The 17,627-nt window shown below is 68.7% G+C and carries 14 protein-coding genes and 1 tRNA gene; 5 read left to right on the forward strand and 10 right to left on the reverse strand.

Going from position 1 to position 17,627, the window contains the following annotated elements; genetic code table 11:
- Position 1 precedes the first annotated feature (1 nt).
- Both AC0KS4_RS03140 and AC0KS4_RS03145 read left to right on the forward strand, forming a co-directional pair.
- Positions 2–958: a 4-(cytidine 5'-diphospho)-2-C-methyl-D-erythritol kinase gene (locus AC0KS4_RS03140; RefSeq protein ID WP_225328056.1), complete on the forward strand. Its 957-nt coding sequence runs from the start codon at positions 2–4 to the stop codon at positions 956–958.
- A gap of 337 nt (positions 959–1,295) precedes the next feature.
- Complete coding sequence (locus AC0KS4_RS03145) at positions 1,296–2,930, forward strand: fatty acyl-AMP ligase (RefSeq protein WP_238958228.1); 1,635 nt, start codon at positions 1,296–1,298, stop codon at positions 2,928–2,930.
- A 12-nt stretch (positions 2,931–2,942) separates the two neighbouring features.
- Here AC0KS4_RS03145 and pth read toward each other — a convergent pair whose 3' ends face one another.
- The 8 genes from pth to AC0KS4_RS03185 all read right to left on the reverse strand — a co-directional run bounded on the left by pth (position 2,943) and on the right by AC0KS4_RS03185 (position 9,041).
- The gene (pth, locus tag AC0KS4_RS03150; RefSeq protein WP_238958227.1) at positions 2,943–3,518 is read right to left on the reverse strand and encodes an aminoacyl-tRNA hydrolase; all 576 of its coding nucleotides are present in this window, start codon (positions 3,516–3,518) and stop codon (positions 2,943–2,945) included.
- A 12-nt stretch (positions 3,519–3,530) separates the two neighbouring features.
- Positions 3,531–4,196 (reverse strand): 50S ribosomal protein L25/general stress protein Ctc, encoded by a 666-nt coding sequence (locus AC0KS4_RS03155; RefSeq protein ID WP_225328059.1) that lies wholly within the window; start codon positions 4,194–4,196, stop codon positions 3,531–3,533.
- 186 nt (positions 4,197–4,382) lie between these two features.
- Positions 4,383–5,252: an oxidoreductase gene (locus tag AC0KS4_RS03160; protein WP_238958226.1), complete on the reverse strand. Its 870-nt coding sequence runs from the start codon at positions 5,250–5,252 to the stop codon at positions 4,383–4,385.
- Positions 5,253–5,297: 45 nt separating this feature from the next.
- Positions 5,298–5,954 (reverse strand): LpqN/LpqT family lipoprotein, encoded by a 657-nt coding sequence (locus AC0KS4_RS03165; protein ID WP_238958225.1) that lies wholly within the window; start codon positions 5,952–5,954, stop codon positions 5,298–5,300.
- Entirely contained in the window at positions 5,951–6,295 is a 345-nt protein-coding gene (gene arsC / locus AC0KS4_RS03170; protein WP_238958224.1) for an arsenate reductase (glutaredoxin), read from the reverse strand. Before arsC ends, AC0KS4_RS03165 begins: the two co-directional genes overlap by 4 nt.
- Positions 6,296–7,276: a ribose-phosphate diphosphokinase gene (locus AC0KS4_RS03175; protein WP_225328063.1), complete on the reverse strand. Its 981-nt coding sequence runs from the start codon at positions 7,274–7,276 to the stop codon at positions 6,296–6,298. It abuts the gene before it with no gap.
- A gap of 91 nt (positions 7,277–7,367) precedes the next feature.
- A complete protein-coding gene (glmU, locus tag AC0KS4_RS03180; protein ID WP_238958223.1) occupies positions 7,368–8,837 on the reverse strand; it encodes a bifunctional UDP-N-acetylglucosamine diphosphorylase/glucosamine-1-phosphate N-acetyltransferase GlmU in 1,470 nt (489 codons plus the stop codon).
- 132 nt (positions 8,838–8,969) lie between these two features.
- Positions 8,970–9,041 (reverse strand) — tRNA-Gln (locus AC0KS4_RS03185).
- A gap of 206 nt (positions 9,042–9,247) precedes the next feature.
- Between AC0KS4_RS03185 and AC0KS4_RS03190 the strand changes: the two genes are divergently transcribed.
- Positions 9,248–9,841: a TetR/AcrR family transcriptional regulator gene (locus AC0KS4_RS03190; protein ID WP_008254212.1), complete on the forward strand. Its 594-nt coding sequence runs from the start codon at positions 9,248–9,250 to the stop codon at positions 9,839–9,841.
- Between the two features lie 68 nt (positions 9,842–9,909).
- On the opposite strand, the gene AC0KS4_RS03195 is transcribed toward AC0KS4_RS03190, so the two are convergent.
- Positions 9,910–11,097: an IS30 family transposase gene (locus AC0KS4_RS03195; RefSeq protein WP_425326320.1), complete on the reverse strand. Its 1,188-nt coding sequence runs from the start codon at positions 11,095–11,097 to the stop codon at positions 9,910–9,912.
- 114 nt (positions 11,098–11,211) lie between these two features.
- Positions 11,212–12,552, reverse strand: coding sequence for a diaminopimelate decarboxylase (gene lysA / locus AC0KS4_RS03200; protein WP_238958222.1), 1,341 nt, complete (start codon positions 12,550–12,552; stop codon positions 11,212–11,214).
- A gap of 174 nt (positions 12,553–12,726) precedes the next feature.
- On the opposite strand from lysA, the gene mfd reads away from it, so the two are divergent.
- On the forward strand, positions 12,727–16,374 hold the full coding sequence (gene mfd / locus AC0KS4_RS03205) for a transcription-repair coupling factor (protein WP_238958221.1): 3,648 nt from the start codon (positions 12,727–12,729) through the stop codon (positions 16,372–16,374).
- Positions 16,371–17,363: a nucleoside triphosphate pyrophosphohydrolase gene (locus AC0KS4_RS03210; protein WP_238958220.1), complete on the forward strand. Its 993-nt coding sequence runs from the start codon at positions 16,371–16,373 to the stop codon at positions 17,361–17,363. Before mfd ends, AC0KS4_RS03210 begins: the two co-directional genes overlap by 4 nt.
- Positions 17,364–17,627: the final 264 nt, after the last annotated feature.

Raw genomic sequence — 17,627 nt, forward strand, 5'->3', positions numbered from 1 at the left:
GGTGTCCGCGTCTGACGGCAATACCGCTGCGGCTTGGGTGCCCACCGGGTCGGTCACCGTTCGGGTGCCCGGAAAAGTCAACCTCTACCTGGCGGTCGGTGACCGCCGCGAGGACGGCTATCACGAGCTGACGACGATATTCCAGGCCGTCTCGTTGCTCGACGAGGTGACCGTGCGCAATGCCGATGTGCTGTCGCTCGACATCGTCGGCGAGGGCGCCGACAAGCTGCCCACCGACGAACGCAACCTCGCCTGGCAGGCCGCCGAACTGATGGCCGAACACGTCGGCCGGGCTCCGGATGTGTCGATCATGATCGACAAGTCGATACCCGTGGCCGGCGGCATGGGCGGCGGCAGCGCCGACGCGGCGGCGGTGCTGGTCGCCATGAACTCGTTGTGGGAACTCAACGTGCCCCGCCGCGACCTGCGCATGCTCGCCGCGCGGCTGGGCAGCGACGTGCCGTTCGCGCTGCATGGCGGCACCGCGTTGGGCACCGGGCGCGGTGAGGAGTTGGCGACGGTGTTGTCGCGCAACACCTTCCACTGGGTGTTGGCGTTCGCGGACAGCGAGCTGCTCACGCCGGCGGTCTTCACCGAACTGGACCGGCTCCGGGAGGCGGGGGATCCGCCGCGGCTGCCCGCGCCCGGGCCGGTGCTGGCCGCGTTGGCCGCCGGTGATGCCGAACAGCTGGCCCCGCTGCTGGGCAACGAGATGCAGGCGGCCGCGGTGAGCCTGAACCCCGGTCTGCGGCGCACGCTGCGCGCCGGCGTGGACGCCGGTGCCCTGGCGGGCATCGTGTCCGGCTCGGGCCCGACGTGTGCGTTTTTGTGCGCGTCGGCAGCGTCGGCGGTCGACGTGGGCACCGAGGTGTCCGGGGCGGGGGTGTGCCGCACGGTTCGAGTGGCCAGCGGGCCGGTGGCCGGTGCGCGGGTGGTGCCCGCGCCGACCGAGGTGTGAATATTTTCCCATTTTGCGCATTAGTTTGGCGCGTCCCTAAGAGGAGCTTAAGATAATGCGCGGTGACGGGAAGCGCTGAGCAAGATCACTTAATTCCATCGTCCGCCGGGCGTTCCGGCGGACGATTAATGCATCCGGCCCGACAGAGTTTGTCGGGCCCGTTTTGCGCTTGTCGGGCGAACGCACGCCGCCGTTTCGCGGCGGGCGCGGGCGCATCACCGATCCGAGACCTAACCGCCGCCCAACCGTGTTTGCGTGCCTGCGGCGTAGAGCTACCCGGCGGGCGGAATATGAGATCCCGGGCGTTGGGACGAGGGCTGGAACCGAGGAGGCTGTTGTGAGCAGGTTTACCGAGAAGATGTACCGCAATGCCCGGTCCGTGACGACGGGCATGGTCACCGGTGAACCGCACGACCCGGTACGCCACACCTGGGGCGAGGTCCACGAGCGCGCGCGCCGCATCGCGGGCGGCCTGGCCGCCGCGGGCATCGGGCCCGGCGACGCGGTCGGCGTGCTCGCCGGTTTCCCGGTGGAGATCGCGCCGACGGCGCAGGGCCTGTGGATGCGCGGGGCCAGCCTGACCATGCTGCACCAGCCCACGCCCCGCACCGACCTGGCCGTGTGGGCCGAAGACACCATGAACGTCATCGGCATGATCGAGGCGAAGGCCGTCGTCGTCTCGGAGCCGTTCCTGGTGGCCATCCCGGTGCTCGAGGAGAAGGGCATCAAGGTCGTCACCGTCGCCGATCTGCTCGCGGCGGAGCCGATCGACCCCGTCGAGGTCGGCGAGGACGCGCTGGCGCTGATGCAGCTGACGTCCGGTTCGACCGGGTCCCCCAAGGCGGTGCAGATCACCCACCGCAACATCTACTCCAACGCCGAGGCGATGTTCATCGGCGCCCAGTACGACGTCGACACGGACGTCATGGTGAGCTGGCTGCCCTGCTTCCACGACATGGGCATGGTCGGCTTCCTCACCATTCCGATGTACTTCGGCGCCGAGCTGGTCAAGGTCACCCCGATGGACTTCCTGCGCGACACACTGCTGTGGGCCAAGCTCATCGACAAGTACAAGGGCACCATGACCGCGGCGCCCAACTTCGCCTACGCTCTGCTGGCCAAGCGGCTGCGCCGGCAGGCCAAGCCCGGCGACTTCGACCTGTCGACGCTGCGCTTCGCGCTGTCCGGCGCCGAGCCCGTCGAACCCGCCGACGTCGAGGACCTGCTGGACGCCGGCAAGCCGTTCGGCCTGAAGACCTCGGCGATCCTGCCCGCCTACGGCATGGCCGAAACCACACTGGCCGTTTCGTTTTCGGAGTGCAACGCCGGCCTGGTCGTCGACGAGGTCGACGCCGACCTGCTGGCCGCCCTGCGCCGCGCCGTACCCGCCACCAAGGGCAACACCCGCAGGCTGGCCACGCTCGGTCCGCTGCTGCAGGACCTCGAGGCGCGCATCATCGACGAGAACGGCGAGGTGATGCCGCCCCGCGGTGTCGGCGTGATCGAGCTGCGCGGCGAGTCGCTGACGCCCGGCTACCTGACCATGGGCGGTTTCATCTCGGCCCAGGACGAGAACGGCTGGTACGACACCGGTGACCTCGGCTACCTGACCGAGGAGGGCCACGTCGTCGTGTGCGGCCGCGTCAAGGACGTCATCATCATGGCCGGCCGCAACATCTATCCGACCGACATCGAGCGCGCCGCCTGCCGCGTGGAGGGGGTGCGGCCCGGCTGCGCCGTGGCGGTGCGGCTGGACGCCGGCCACTCCCGCGAGACGTTCGCCGTGGCCGTGGAGTCCAACGCCTTCCAGGACCAGACCGAGGTGCGTCGCATCGAGCACCAGGTCGCCCGCGAGGTGGTGGCCGAGGTCGACGTGCGGCCGCGCAACGTGGTGGTGCTCGGACCGGGGACCATCCCGAAGACGCCGTCGGGCAAGTTGCGGCGATCCAACTCGGTCACCCTGGTCACCTAGGGTCCGTCGCCTTTACCAGGCGTGGACGCGGTTCTGCGCGGGCTCTAACCCCAGCTCGATCAGCAACTCGGTGGCGTCCGCGGCCTGTTCGCAGATGGTGGGGACGTCGGCGCGCTCGGCGGCATTGAAGTTTTCCAGCACGAACGCCGCCGGGTCTTTGCGTCCCGGCGGACGGCCGATGCCGATGCGGACCCGCTGAAAGTCCTTGCTGCCCAAAGCATTAGCCAACGAACGCAGCCCGTTGTGGCCGCCTTCGCCGCCGCCGATCTTGAGCCGGATGCGGCCGAAGTCCAAGTCGAGATCGTCGTGGATGGCGATGATGTCGCCCGGCGTCACCGAGTAGAACTTCGCCAACGGGCCGACCTGGCGGCCGGATTCGTTCATGTAGCAGCGCGGCTTGGCGACGACGACCGAGTGCCCGACGAGGCGGCCGCTGACGATCTCGGCGCCGGAACGCTTGTGCGCCTTGAACTTCGAACCCATTCGGGCCGCGAGCAGGTCGGCGACCATGAACCCGACATTGTGTCGGGTGCGGGCGTAGTTGTCTCCGGGATTGCCCAGGCCGACGACCAGCAACGGCTCGGCCATGTTGCGATCCGCCTACTCGGACTCGGTTTCGGCGGCCTCTTCTTCGCCGGCCTCTTCGGCTTCGCCCTCGGCCGGCGCGGCCTCCTCGGTGACCTCGCCCGCGCCCTCTTCGGCGAGCTCCTCGGCCGTCGGCGCGTTAACCACGTTGACCACAAGCATTTCCGGGTCGGAGATCAGGTTGACGCCCTTGGGCAGGGTGATCTGTCCGGCGGTGAACTGGGTGCCGGGCTCGGTGCCCTCGACCGACACCGTCAGCTGTTCGGGGATCGACATGGCGTCGGCCTCGACCTCGATGGTGCTGGTTTCCTGGGTCACCAGCGTGCCGGGCGCGGCGTCACCCTCGATGACGACGCGGACCTCGACGACGACCTTTTCACCGCGCCGCACGACCAGCAGGTCGGCGTGCTGAATGGTGCGGCGGATGGGGTGGATGTCGAGCGACTTGGTCAGCGCCAGCTGCTCCTTGCCCTCGATGTCGAGGGTCAGCACCGCGTTGGTGCCCGCGTGCCGCAGCACGGCCGCGAAGTCATGGCCCGGCAGTTCGAGGTGCTGAGGATCGGCGCCGTGGCCGTAGAGGACGGCCGGGATCTTGCCGTCACGGCGGGCTCGCCGGGACGCACCCTTGCCGGTCTCGGCTCGCACCGTGACCTTGAGCTGGTTGAGTGTTTTGGCAGCCATCGTGTCGCTCCTGTGTGTGCTCGGTGGTTCGGGGCACGGCCAGGGTCGCGACGATTCGTCGGTCTCCGTCGATAACGGTGCTGGCCAGCCAGCCACCCTCGCCGTGACGCCCGGTCAGGGTAGCGCATGTGCACCTCAGAGGGGAAATTCGGCGTCGGGGGTGGTCTCGGCCGTGGCCCAGGTGACTCAGAGGGGGAATTGCGTCTTCGTGAGCTTTGCGGACAGCGCCCACAGCGCCGCCGCGGTGGCCGCGTCTTTGGCCCGCGGGCTGCGGCCGACCGGTTGCGTGCGGCCCATCTGGCCAAACCTGGGACCGACGAAGGTGTCGCCCGGCAGGTCCTGGGACGCCGCGTACAGGGTTTGCCGGGCGCCGAAATCGGCGTCGGTCGCGAACACCCGGGTGGCGGCCGACATCAGCGCGTCACCCAGCTTGCGGCCCGAGGCGCCCTGCAGGTTGGTGTGCGAGTAGCCGGGGTGGGCGGCGATCGCGCGCAGCGGGGAACCGGCCGCGGCCAGGCGTCGCTGCAGCTCGCTGGTGAACAGCAGGTTGGCGAGCTTGGACTGGCTGTAGGCCAGCCACGGCGAGTACCGCCGCGTCTGCCAGTTCAGGTCGTCGAGGTTGATGCGTCCCGGCCAGTGCGCCATTGACGAGACCGTCACCACCCGGTCGGTGAGCTTGGGCAACAACAGATTAGTGAGCGCGAAATGCCCCAGGTGGTTGGTGCCGATCTGGCTCTCGAAGCCATCGACGGTCAGGGAGAACGGGGCCGCCATGATGCCGGCGTTGTTGATCAGCACGTCGGCCGTGCTCACCCCGTCGGCGAACCGGCGCACCGACGACAGGTCCTGCAGGTCGAGCTCACGCACCTCGACCTGGCCGGCCATCGTCCGCGCGGCCGTCTCGCCCTTGCGGATGTCGCGCACGGCCATGATGATCGTGGCCCCGCGCCGCGCCAGCTCGCGGGCGGTCACGGCGCCCAGCCCGCTATTGGCGCCCGTGATGATCACGGTGCGTTCGGCGAACGACGGCAGATCTGCGGCGGTCCAGTTCGTCATGGCTGAACAGTACCGACATCGAACTCCAGCGGCAGCTCGCGCTACTTACTTGGCCGCGACGACGAATCCACGGATGATCGCGTCGATGTCCGTCGACTCGGCGGCGGCCTGGTTGGCCATGCTGGTGATGGTCAACTGCACCAGGTAGCGCTTGTGGTCCGGCGGCGGCCCGGTGGGGATCACGATGCGGTTCCAGCTGTGTAGCCGCATGCCGTCGAGGTCGTAGCTGCCCTGGATCATCGACGACGGGAAGCCGTTGTACGGCGCGCCCGAGGCGTCCAGCTGCTTGAAATTCTCGAACAATTGCGCATCGTCGTTGCCGTGCTTGATGACTTCGGCCGGGTCGAAATCCCCGTTCAGCTGGAAGACCACCAGCCGCGCCGTCGGAAATTTGCCGCCCTTGGAGATGATCAGCGTTTGCGGCGTGATGTTGGGACTGGTGAAGGGCGCCCAGCCCTGCGGCGTCGGGATCGAGATCGTCAGGCCTGGCACGGATCCCGGTGCCACGGGTTGGCCGGTAACCCCGATGCTCTGCAGATACTGCGACAGGGGGACCGGCTTTGCCGTGGGTGTGGTCGTCGAGGTCGTCGGCGTCTTCGACAAGATCGATTGGTAGTCAGGAGCTTTCGGGGCGCAGCCGACAGCCGACACCGCTAGTGCAACTATCGCGGCGGTGGCCGCGCAGCTGCCGAAGCGATTCACAGAATCTCGCGGACCGCGTCGATCGGACGGGCCAGCCGAGTGCCCTTCGGCGTGACGACGAAGGGTCGTTCGATGAGGATGGGGTGTTCGGCCATGGCGTCGAGCAACTGATCGTCGGTCGCGTCGGCGAGATTGAGTTCCTCATACAGGGATTCACGCTTGCGCACCGCGGTACGCACGTCGATGCCGGCGTCGCGGATCATCTTCACCAGTTCGGCACGCGATGGTGGGGTCTTCAGGTATTCGACGACTTCAGGCTCAAAGCCGCTGTCGCGCAACAAGTCCAGTGTCTTGCGGGATGTGCTGCAGCGAGGGTTGTGGTAGATGACGGTGTCGGCCATTTAGGCGTCCCCGTCGAATAGCCCTGTGACTGAGCCGTTTTCGAATACGGCGCGGATGGTGCTGGCCAGCAGCGGCGCGATGGACAGGACGGTCAGCTGCGGGAAGCGCTTCTCCTCGCCGATCGGCAAAGTGTTCGTCACGATCACTTCCCGGGCGCCGCAGGCGGCCAGCCGCTCGGCGGCCGGATCGGAGAGCACGCCATGGGTGGCGGCGATCACGACGTCGGCCGCGCCGTCGTCGTGCAGCAGCTTCACCGCGCCGGCGATGGTGCCACCGGTGTCGATCATGTCGTCGATCAAGACGCAGGTCCGCCCCGCCACCTCACCGACGACGCGGTTGGACACCACCTGGTTGGGCACCCGCGGGTCGCGGGTCTTGTGGATGAAGGCCAGCGGGACACCGCCCAGGGCGTCGGCCCACTTCTCGGCGATGCGCACCCGGCCGGAGTCGGGGGAGACGACGACCATGTTGCCGTCGGGGTAGTTGTCCCGGATGTACCCGGTGAGCAGGTTCTGCCCGCGCATGTGATCGACGGGCCCGTCGAAGAAGCCCTGGATCTGATCGGTGTGCAGGTCGACGGTGACGATCCGGTCGGCGCCGGCGGTCTTGAGCAGGTCGGCGACCAGGCGCGCCGAGATCGGTTCGCGGCCGCGGTGCTTCTTGTCCTGCCGGGCGTAGGGGTAGAACGGCATGACGGCGGTGATCCGCTTGGCGCTGCCCCGCTTGAGCGCGTCGATCATGATGAGCTGTTCCATCAGCCAGTTGTTCACCGGCGCCGGGGCGGACTGCAGGACGAAGGCGTCACACCCTCGCACGGATTCGTGGAACCGCACGAAGATCTCGCCGTTGGCGAACTCGCGCGCGGTCTGCGCGGTGACGTGGACGTCGAGCTCCTTGGCCACCTGCTCGGCCAGCTCCGGGTGCGCCCGACCGGAGAAGAGCATCAAATTTTTGCGGTTATCGGTCCAGTCGTGGCTCACCGTGCTGCCCTTGCCGTTCGGATCCAAATGGAAGTGCCCATCGTACGAAGCGAATCGTACGGAAATGTGGCCGGGTTGCCAGCTACTGACGTCACGGTGTCTGTTCGGCTTCCGCGGCGGGCGCCTTCTCGGCGGCCTCCGCCGCCTGCGCGGCCGCACTGCCGGGGCGCTTGCGGCGCACCCAGCCCTCGATGTTGCGTTGCGGACCTGCGGAAACCGCCAGCGTTCCCGGCGGGACGTCGTTGCGCACCACCGTGCCCGCGCCGGTGTAGGCGCCATCGCCGACGGTCACCGGGGCCACGAACATGGTGTCCGACCCCGTGCGGACGTGGGAGCCGATGGTGGTCCGCCGCTTGGATTCGCCGTCGTAGTTGACGAACACGCTGGACGCGCCGATGTTGCTGTGCTCGCCGATATCGGCGTCCCCGACGTAGGTCAGGTGCGGCACTTTGGAGCCGGTGCCGATGGTGGAGTTCTTGGTCTCGACGAACGCGCCCAGCTTGCCGTCGTCGCCCAGCACGGTGCCGGGCCGCAGGTAGGTGAACGGGCCGACGGTGGCCCCGGCGCCGATCGACGACGAGGTGCCGTGGGTCCGCACCACCGACGCGCCGTCGCCGACGCTGACGTCGGTGAGGGTGGTGTCCGGGCCGACGACGCAGTGCCCGCCGACCTGGGTGCGGCCCAGCAGCTGAGTCCCGGGGTGGATGACGGTGTCGCGGCCGATCGTGACGTCGACGTCGATCCAGGTGGTGGCCGGGTCGACGATGGTGACGCCGGCCATCTGGTGGGCGGCGACGATGCGGCGGTTGAGTTCGGCGCCCAGCTGCGCGAGCTGGACCCGGTTATTGACGCCGGCCACCAGCGCGCTGTCGTCGACGTGGCGGGCGTGAATCGCCAGGCCGTCGCCGCGCAGGATCGCGATGACGTCGGTCAGATACAGCTCCTGTTGGGCGTTGTTGGAGCTCAACCGGTTCAGCGCCGAGCGCAACGCCGCGGTGTCGAAGGCGTAGACGCCGGCGTTGACCTCGCGGATCTCGCGCTGGGATTCGGTGGCGTCGGCGTGCTCCACGATCGCCGTGACCTCGTTGTCCTGGGTGCGCAGGATGCGGCCGTAGCCGCTGGGATCGCTCAACGTCGTGGTCAGGACCGTGGCCGCGGCCGGCGCCGCGCTATGGGCTGCGATGAGGTCGGCCAGGGTGTCGGCGTCGAGCAGCGGGGTGTCGCCGGAGGTGACGACGACCACCCCGGCGTAGTCGTCGGGCAGCGCGGACAGGCCGCACAGGACGGCGTCGCCGGTGCCCCGCGGCCGGTCCTGCAGGGCCACGTCGATGGGACGTCCGAGGGCGTCGGCCCAGTCGGCGACCAGCGGCGCGATGCGCTCGTGATCGTGGCCCAACACCACGGCCAGGTGCTGCGGCGCCACCTTGGCGATCGCGTGCAGGAGGTGGGACAGCATGCTGCGCCCACCGAGGGTGTGCAGCACCTTCGGGGTGTCCGACCGCATCCGGGTGCCGGGCCCGGCCGCTAGCACCACGACCGCGGTATCACCAGGAGACGACATCAACCCTCCTTTTCGGGTCTGTCCCGCGCGAGCTGCGCGCGGAAGCGCCGACACGCCGTCAAGCGTGTCATCTCATCTGCGGTGAAGGCAAAAAATCGAGCCGCGGGAGACCCGCGCTCGATTCGGAGGAAGCTCCGTCGCCAGGACTCGAACCTGAACTATCTGAACCAAAATCAGAGGTGCTGCCGATTACACCACGACGGATCGCCAAGAAGACTTTAGTCGGATGACGATGCGGGGCGCTTGCGGCCCGAGGAGGAATCCGACAATCTCGGCCTAGTCGGATGACGATGCGGGGCGCTGGTCGGCCGCTGAACCGCCCGCCGCCCGATACGCTGATTGACGTGGCCGTGCTGGACTCCCAAACGCAAAAGGAACCCGACAAAGAGGTGCGGGCGCCGCGCGCGCGGATGACCGGCACCGAACGTCGGCAACAACTCATCGGCATCGCGCGTTCGCTGTTCGCCGAGCGCGGGTATGAAGGCACCTCGATCGAGGAGATCGCGCTGCGGGCCAATGTGTCCAAGCCGGTCGTCTACGAGCATTTCGGGGGCAAAGAGGGCCTCTATGCCGTGGTCGTCGACCGCGAGATGTCGGCGCTGCTCGACGGCATCACGTCGTCGCTGACCAACAACCGCTCCCGGGTGCGGGTCGAGCGGGTGGCTCTTGCCCTGCTCACCTACGTCGAAGAGCGCACCGACGGCTTCCGGATCATGATCCGCGACTCGCCGGCCGCGATCAGCTCGGGCACCTACTCGAGCCTGCTCAATGACGCCGTCAACCAGGTCAGCTCCATCCTGGCCGGTGACTTCTCCCGTCGGGGCCTGGATCCCGGGCTGGCGCCGCTGTACGCCCAGGCGTTGGTGGGCTCCGTGTCGATGACCGCGCAGTGGTGGCTCGACACCCGCGAGCCCAAGAAAGAAGTGGTGGCCGCGCACCTGGTCAACCTCATGTGGAATGGGCTGATCGGGCTGGAGGCCGACCCCCGGCTGCAGGACGAGTAGGCCGGTTTCGCGAGCGTAACGCCACGGCGAATATCGGCCCTCAAAGTCAAGTGGCTAATGCATTTTTGTTAGGCGGCTTGGTCGAGGAGAGCGGCCAGGCGTTGGGCGGGGGTGTCGAGGTCAAGGGTTGGGCGGGGTCGTCGGTTGAGGGTGTCTTGGATGCGTTTGAGGTCAGCCGGAGTGTGACCGCTGAGGTCGCTGCCCTTCTCGAACCAGAACCGCAGGAGGCGGTTGGTGTTTTCGTTGGTACCGCGTTGCCAGGGCGAGTGCGGATTGCAGAAATAGACCGGGGTGTTGAGCTGCAGCTGAATGTCGCGCCAGCGGGCCATTTCACTGCCCCGGTCCCAGGTAATCGATCGCCGAAGGTGTTCGGGTAACTGGCGCATGGCTTCGATCATCGCGCTGGCCACCGTCTCGGCGGTGTGATCGCTGGGCAAATGCAACAGCATCGTAAAGCGGGTGGACCGCTCGACCAGGGTGCCGATCGCGCTGTTCGGGCCGACGATCAGGTCACCCTCCCAATGGCCGGGCACAGCGCGGTCGGCGGCCTCGGCGGGCCGGTCACTGATGGTGAACACATCGTGGAATTTCCCCCGCCGTTCGGTGTGGCCCCGGGATTTGCGGGCCGTGCGTTTCGTCGACAAGCGCTTGCTCAGATCGGCCCGCAGTTGACCACGAGTTTGGACGTAGAGGCACTGGTAGATGGTTTCGTGGCTCACCCGTGCCAGCCTGTCACCGGGGTGACCGCGCGCCAAGACATCGGCGATCAGTTTTGGACTCCATCCCTGATCCATCCAGTCCTCGATGGCCTCGCATAGCGCGCGGTCTTCGAGCTTGAATGCTTTGGGACGCTTGGCTTTCTGGGCGGCACGGGCATGGGCCAGACCAGCGTGATAATCCCCGTCGAGATTGCGATTGCGCTTGAGCTCACGGGAGATGACGCTGGCATTGCGGTCGAGCTGACCGGCGATCTCAACCTGAGTGAGGCCCTTGTCCAGACCCCGCATAATGACCAGGCGTTCTTCGAAACCGAGCCGATGTCCCCGCGCGCCAGGCCGGGTCAGATCACCCGGTTCGGCCAGGCCGGTATCAGAGCCCGTACCACTTCGTAATTGCATTGATCCAGCGTCATGCCACCAGCTCCATCCGGTCTGGATCGACACACCGACCTGACGGCCGGCTTCACGCAATGATTCCCCGGCACACACCCGATCAAAGAACTCTCGCCGCATCGAACGCGGATAAGCACCTGGCACCTGCAACCTCCCTAAACATGGAAATTGCATTGACCGTATGAATCTGCCCGCGAAAAGTCGCCGTGGCGTTACGCCCGGCGACCGGCAAGCGCCCTGACCGGCGCGCGATCGCCACTACCCGCAGTCGCGGGCCAGCAGGTCGGCCACGGTTTCGCGGCGAACCAGTTCGCGCGCCCGGCCATCCTTGACGGCCACCAGTGACGGCCGGCCGACCATGTTGTAGTTGGACGCCATGCTGTGGTGGTAGGCGCCGGTGCAGGCCACGGCCAGCAGGTCGCCGGGCCGCAGGTCCGCCGGCAGCTCGATGTCGCGGGCGATCTCGTCGCCCGATTCACAGTGCCGGCCGGCCACGGTGACGCGCTGCTTGAGGCCCAGCGGATGCCGATTGGCCAGCGCGACGGCGTATCGCGCGCCGTACAGCGACACCCGCGGGTTGTCGCTCATGCCGCCGTCGACGGCGACGAAGGTGCGGCCACCGAATTGCGTCTTGACCGAGCGCACCCGATACAGGGTCACGCCGGCGCGGCCGCTGATGGCCCGGCCCGGTTCGACCACGACCTGCGGGCGGGGGAACCGCTCGGCGGCGCAGGCCTCGTCGAGGGCGTTCTCGATCACCTCGGCCAGCTCGTCGAGATCCAGCTCCCGATCGCCGGGGACGTACGGGATCGCATGTCCGCCACCGATGTTCAGCTCGGTGAGGATGACGCCGTGCCGGGCCCGGATATCGGCCATCGCGGCGATCATCCGCCGAATCGCCTCGCCGTACAGGGCGGCATCGCTGACCTGCGAGCCGATGTGGCAGTGCAGGCCGACCAGGTCGAGGATGGGGTGCGCCAGCACGCGCCTCACCGCGTCGGCGGCGTGGTCGCCGGCGAGGGTGAAGCCGAACTTCTGGTCGCTGACACCGGTGGTGACGGCGCGGTGCCCGTGGATGTCGATGTCGGGGGTCACCCGGATGAGCACCGGCTGGCGCCGCCGCGCCAGCCCGGCGAGGTAGGCGATTTCGATGCAGGAATCCAGCACGATGCGCCCCACCCCGGCGCCCACGGCGTCGCGCAGCTCCTCGGGCGACTTGGCGTTGCCGTGCATGACGATGCGTGCCGGGTCGACGCCGCCGGCCAGGGCCGTGGCCAGTTCACCGGTCGAGCAGACGTCGACGCCGAGGCCCTCTTCGCGGGCCCAGCGGGCCACCGCGGTGCTCAGCAGCGACTTGCCGGCGTACACGACCTCGATCCCGCGCAGGACGCGGCGGTAACGGCGGGCGCGATGCCGAAAATCGGTTTCGTCGATGACGTAGGCCGGGGTGTTGAACTCGTCGGCGATATCGGCCAGCGGCACACCGCCGACGCACAGCCTGCCCTCCTCGTCGGGGTGGGCGGTGAGGGGCCAGATCGCGGGGTCGAATCGCGGGGGAGCCGCGTGGCCGAGGGACGGCAGAATGTCCAGCAATGTCATGAATCCAACGTGCGCCCGCGGGCGCTCGCGTGGCGTTTTCTTGACGATCCATTGACGACGCCGACCGCAATATTGACGCAGTTCGCCGTGTCCGGCGGCCCCCGCCCGGCGACGGCGGGCGCCGCGTCGGCGGGAGGAAGGAGCCGGGCAAGCAGCCCTAGAATGGAATTCATCATGACCGCACCGGGGGCTGCTCGCCCAGAAACCCCGATCGCGGGGCTCGTTGAATTGGCGCTCACCGCGCCGACCTTCCAGCAGTTGATCGACAGCGCGGCGACGTCGCCGGCTGAATTGAGCCTGGTGGGTCCAGCCAGCGCACGGTTGTTCGTGGCCAGCGCGCTGGCGCGGTTGGGTCCTTTGCTGGTAGTCACCGCGACCGGGCGCGAAGCCGACGACTTGACCGCTGAACTGCGCGGTGTCTTCGGCGATGCCGTGGCGGTCTTCCCGTCCTGGGAGACGCTGCCGCACGAGCGGCTCTCGCCCGGCGTCGACACCGTCGGCGCCCGGCTGACGGTGCTGCGCCGGCTGGCCCACCCCGACGACGCGCGGCTGGGTCCGCCCCTGCAGGTGGTGGTGACGGCGGCCCGCTCGCTGCTGCAGCCGATGACGCCGCAGCTGGGCCTGATCGAGCCGGTCACGTTGAGCGTGGGCCAGGAAGTCGAATTCGAGGGTGTCATCGCCCGGCTGGTCGAGCTGGCCTACACCCGGGTCGACATGGTGGGCCGGCGCGGCGAGTTCGCCGTGCGCGGCGGGATCCTCGACGTCTTCCCGCCGACGGCCGAGCACCCGGTGCGCATCGAGTTCTGGGGTGACGAGGTCAGCGAGATGCGGATGTTCTCCGTCGCCGATCAGCGTTCGATCCCGGAGCTCGAGGTCGACACCCTGATCGCGGTGCCCTGCCGCGAACTGCTGCTCACCGAGGGGGTGCGGCGACGGGCCGCCGAGCTGTCCGCGGCGCACCCGGCGACCGAACCCGCGATCACCGGCAGCGTCACCGACATGCTGGCCAAGCTCGCCGACGGCATCGCGGTCGACGGCATGGAGGCCCTGCTACCGGTGCTGCGGCCCGGCGAGCATGTGCTGCTGACCGACCAACTGGCGCAAGGCACCCCGATCCTGCTGTGCGACCCGGAGAAGATCCGCACCCGGGCCGCCGACCTGATCAAGACCGGCAGCGAATTCCTCGAAGCCTCGTGGTCGGCGGCGGCCATGGGCACCGACGCTCCCGTCGACGTCGCGCAATTCGGCGGATCGGGATTCGCCGAGCTCGACGAGGTGCGGGCCGCGGCCGCCACGGGCGGGCATCCGTGGTGGACGTTGAGCCAGCTGTCCGACGAGTCGGCCGTCGAGCTGGACATCCGGGCCGCGCCCTCGGCGCGCGGACACCAGCACGACATCGACGGCATCTTCGCGATGCTGCGCGCGCACGTCACCACCGGCGGCCACGCCGTCGTCGTCGCGCCCGGCGCCGGAACCGCGCATCGCGTGGTGGAACGGCTGGCCGAATGCGACACCCCCGCCGGCATGCTGGAATCCGGCGCCGCGCCCAAGCTCGGGGTGGTCGGCGTGCTCAAGGGGCCGCTGCACGACGGCGTGATCATCCCCGGCGCCACGTTGGTGGTGATCACCGAGACCGATCTGACCGGCAGCCGCGTCGCCGCCGTCGAGGGCAAGCGGCTGGCGGCCAAGCGGCGCAACACTGTTGACCCGTTGGCGCTCACCGCCGGTGATCTGGTGGTGCACGATCAGCACGGCATCGGGCGGTTCGTGGAGATGGTCGAGCGCACCGTCGGCGGCGCCCGGCGCGAGTACCTGGTGCTCGAATACGCCTCGAGCAAGCGGGGCGGCGGATCCGACAAGCTGTATGTGCCGATGGATTCGCTGGATCAGCTGTCGCGCTACGTCGGCGGGCAGGCGCCCGCGCTGAGCAAGCTGGGCGGCAGCGACTGGACCAACACCAAGACCAAGGCCCGCCGCGCGGTGCGCGAGATCGCCGGCGAGCTGGTGTCCCTGTACGCCAAGCGGCAGGCCAGCCCCGGGCACGCGTTCGGGCCGGACACGCCCTGGCAGGCCGAGATGGAAGACGCGTTCGGGTACACCGAGACGGTCGACCAGCTGACCGCGATCACCGAGGTCAAAGGGGACATGGAAAAGCCGATCCCGATGGACCGGGTGATCTGCGGCGACGTGGGCTACGGCAAGACCGAGATCGCGGTGCGGGCGGCGTTCAAGGCGGTCCAGGACGGCAAGCAGGTCGCCGTGCTGGTGCCCACCACGCTGCTGGCCGACCAGCATCTGCAGACCTTCACCGACCGGATGACCGGGTTCCCGGTGACCGTCAAGGGCCTGTCCCGGTTCACCGACCCCGCGGAGTCCAAGGCCGTGATCGAGGGCCTGGCCGACGGATCGGTGGACGTGGTGATCGGCACGCACCGGCTGTTGCAGACCGGGGTGCGCTGGAAGGACCTCGGCCTGGTCGTGGTCGACGAGGAGCAGCGGTTCGGCGTCGAGCACAAGGAGCACATCAAGTCGCTGCGCACCCACGTTGACGTGCTGACCATGAGCGCCACCCCGATCCCGCGCACGCTGGAGATGAGCCTGGCCGGGATCCGCGAGATGTCGACGATCCTCACCCCGCCCGAGGAGCGCTATCCGGTGCTGACCTACGTCGGCCCGCACGACGACAAGCAGGTCGCGGCCGCCCTGCGGCGCGAGCTGCTACGCGACGGGCAGGTCTTCTACGTGCACAACCGGGTCAGCTCGATCGACCGGACGGCGGCGAAGATCCGGGAGCTGGTGCCCGAGGCGCGAGTGGTCGTCGCGCACGGGCAGATGCCCGAAGAACGGCTGGAACGCACGGTGCAGGGGTTCTGGAACCGCGAATACGACATCCTGGTGTGCACGACGATCGTGGAGACCGGGCTGGACATCTCCAACGCCAACACGCTGATCGTCGAGCGCGCCGACACCTTCGGCCTGTCGCAGCTGCACCAGCTGCGCGGCCGGGTCGGCCGCAGCCGGGAGCGCGGCTACGCCTACTTCCTGTACCCGCCGCATGCGCCGCTCACCGAGACCGCCTATGACCGGCTGGCCACCATCGCGCAGAACAACGAACTCGGCGCGGGCATGGCGGTCGCGATGAAGGACCTCGAGATCCGCGGCGCCGGCAACGTGCTGGGTGTCGAGCAGTCCGGGCACGTCGCCGGCGTCGGCTTCGACCTGTACGTCCGCTTGGTGGGCGAGGCCGTGGAGGCGTATCGCGCGGCCGCCGACGGCCACACCGTCACGACCGCCGAGGAACCCAAGGACGTGCGGATCGACCTGCCGGTCGACGCGCACCTGCCGCCGGACTACATCGCCAGCGACCGGCTGCGGCTGGAGGCGTACCGCCGGCTGGCCGCCGCGGCCTCCGACGGTGAGATCGACGCGGCCGTGGAGGAACTCGTCGACCGCTACGGGGCGCTGCCCGAGCCGGCCCTGCGGCTGGTGGCGGTGGCGCGGCTGCGGCTGCTGTGCCGCGCCGCGGGCATCACCGAGGTGTCGGCGCCGTCGGCGGCCACCGTGCGGCTTTCGCCGATGACGCTGCCGGATTCGGCCCAGGTGCGGCTCAAGCGGATGTATCCGGCGGCGAACTACCGCGCCACGACGTCCACGGTGCAGGTTCCCATCCCGCGCGACGGCGGGGTCGGCGCGCCGCGGTTGCGCGATGTCGAGCTGGTGCAGATGGTGGCGAATTTGGTGACCGCTCTGCAGGGTAAACCGCAGGCAGATATTGGTATAACGAGTTCAGCTGCAGCGATGGCAAGTGAGGGGCCACGGTGATCGTCGTCTTGTTCGACCCCCGCCGCCCGTCGCTGGTGCCCATCGAAGCCATCGAGCACCTCGCCGGCGAGGTGCAGTACACCGAAGAGATGCCCGTCGCGGTGCCCTGGTCGCTGTCGGCGGCGCGGCCGGTGCACTCCGGTGAGGACGCGCCGGTGCTGCTGTCGTCCGACCCCGACCACCCGGCCGTGACCGCCCGCCTGGCGGCCGGGGCCCGGCTGATCTCCGCGCCCGACACGCCGCGCGGCGAACGCCTGGTCGACGCCGTCGCCATGATGGACAAATTGCGCACCGCCGGGCCGTGGGAGAGTGAGCAAACCCACGATTCGCTGCGCCGGTTTCTGTTGGAGGAAACCTACGAGCTGCTGGACGCGGTGGGCAGCGGCAACGCCGACCAACTGCGCGATGAGCTCGGCGACGTGCTGCTGCAAGTCCTCTTCCATGCCCGCATCGCCGAGGATGCGCGGCAGTCCGCCTTCACCATCGATGACGTCGCCGCCGCCCTGATGCGGAAACTGGGCAACCGGGTCCCGGGAGTGCTTGCCGGGCAATCCATTTCGCTCGAAGAGCAGCTGGCCCAGTGGGAAGAGCGCAAGGCGGCCGAAAAGCCGCGCAAGTCGGTGATGGACGACGTGCACACGGGGCAGCCCGCATTGGCGCTTGCCCAGAAGGTGATCCAGCGGGCCGACAAAGCCGGTCTGCCCGCCGACCTGATCCCCGACGCGATCACCTCGATCCGCGTGTCGGCCGACGTGGACGCCGAAAGCGCCTTGCGCACAGCGGTTCTGGAGTTCGTCGACACGGTTCGCGGCGCGGAGCGGGCGATCGCGACGGCGCGCCGCGGGGGCGGCGTCCCCGACGAGTTCGACGTGGCCCCGCTCGGTGAAGTCTCCGAACAGGAGTGGCGTGAGCACTGGCCGACGGGTGAATCGGCGGCCGACCCGGCCGCCGAGGAAGTCACGGCCGACGGCGGGGCCGGCGACGGCTGAGTGGCGCCTTGCAGCGGCCGCGCCGCGGATTATTACCCCCCGCCGGCATGGGCGCGAGCGATCGCGGCAATGTTTGCCGGATTTGCCCTCGGCCGGTCGGTAATATCGCGGATGAGGTTGCGAATCCCCGTGGTCGGCCGTGGTCTGACCGCGCTAGCCAAGGCGGCCGGCAGCTAATCGATGATTAGCTGCAACCGGCGAGACGTCGCTGCGCCGAGGCCCGACGCGACCGAGCAGTACCCCGACGCATGGGACGATGGTGTG

The organism is Mycobacterium sp. NTMscope_MAC_12, from assembly GCF_976985675.1.

Coding starts and splice junctions, on each gene's coding strand:
- pth (WP_238958227.1), bottom strand. CDS start 3,518: ATGGCCGAGCCGTTGCTGGTCGTCGGCCTGGGCAATCCCGGAGACAAC.
- AC0KS4_RS03155 (WP_225328059.1), bottom strand. CDS start 4,196: ATGGCTGCCAAAACACTCAACCAGCTCAAGGTCACGGTGCGAGCCGAG.
- AC0KS4_RS03160 (WP_238958226.1), bottom strand. CDS start 5,252: ATGACGAACTGGACCGCCGCAGATCTGCCGTCGTTCGCCGAACGCACC.
- arsC (WP_238958224.1), bottom strand. CDS start 6,295: ATGGCCGACACCGTCATCTACCACAACCCTCGCTGCAGCACATCCCGC.
- glmU (WP_238958223.1), bottom strand. CDS start 8,837: ATGTCGTCTCCTGGTGATACCGCGGTCGTGGTGCTAGCGGCCGGGCCC.
- AC0KS4_RS03190 (WP_008254212.1), top strand. CDS start 9,248: ATGACCGGCACCGAACGTCGGCAACAACTCATCGGCATCGCGCGTTCG.
- lysA (WP_238958222.1), bottom strand. CDS start 12,552: ATGACATTGCTGGACATTCTGCCGTCCCTCGGCCACGCGGCTCCCCCG.
- mfd (WP_238958221.1), top strand. CDS start 12,727: ATGACCGCACCGGGGGCTGCTCGCCCAGAAACCCCGATCGCGGGGCTC.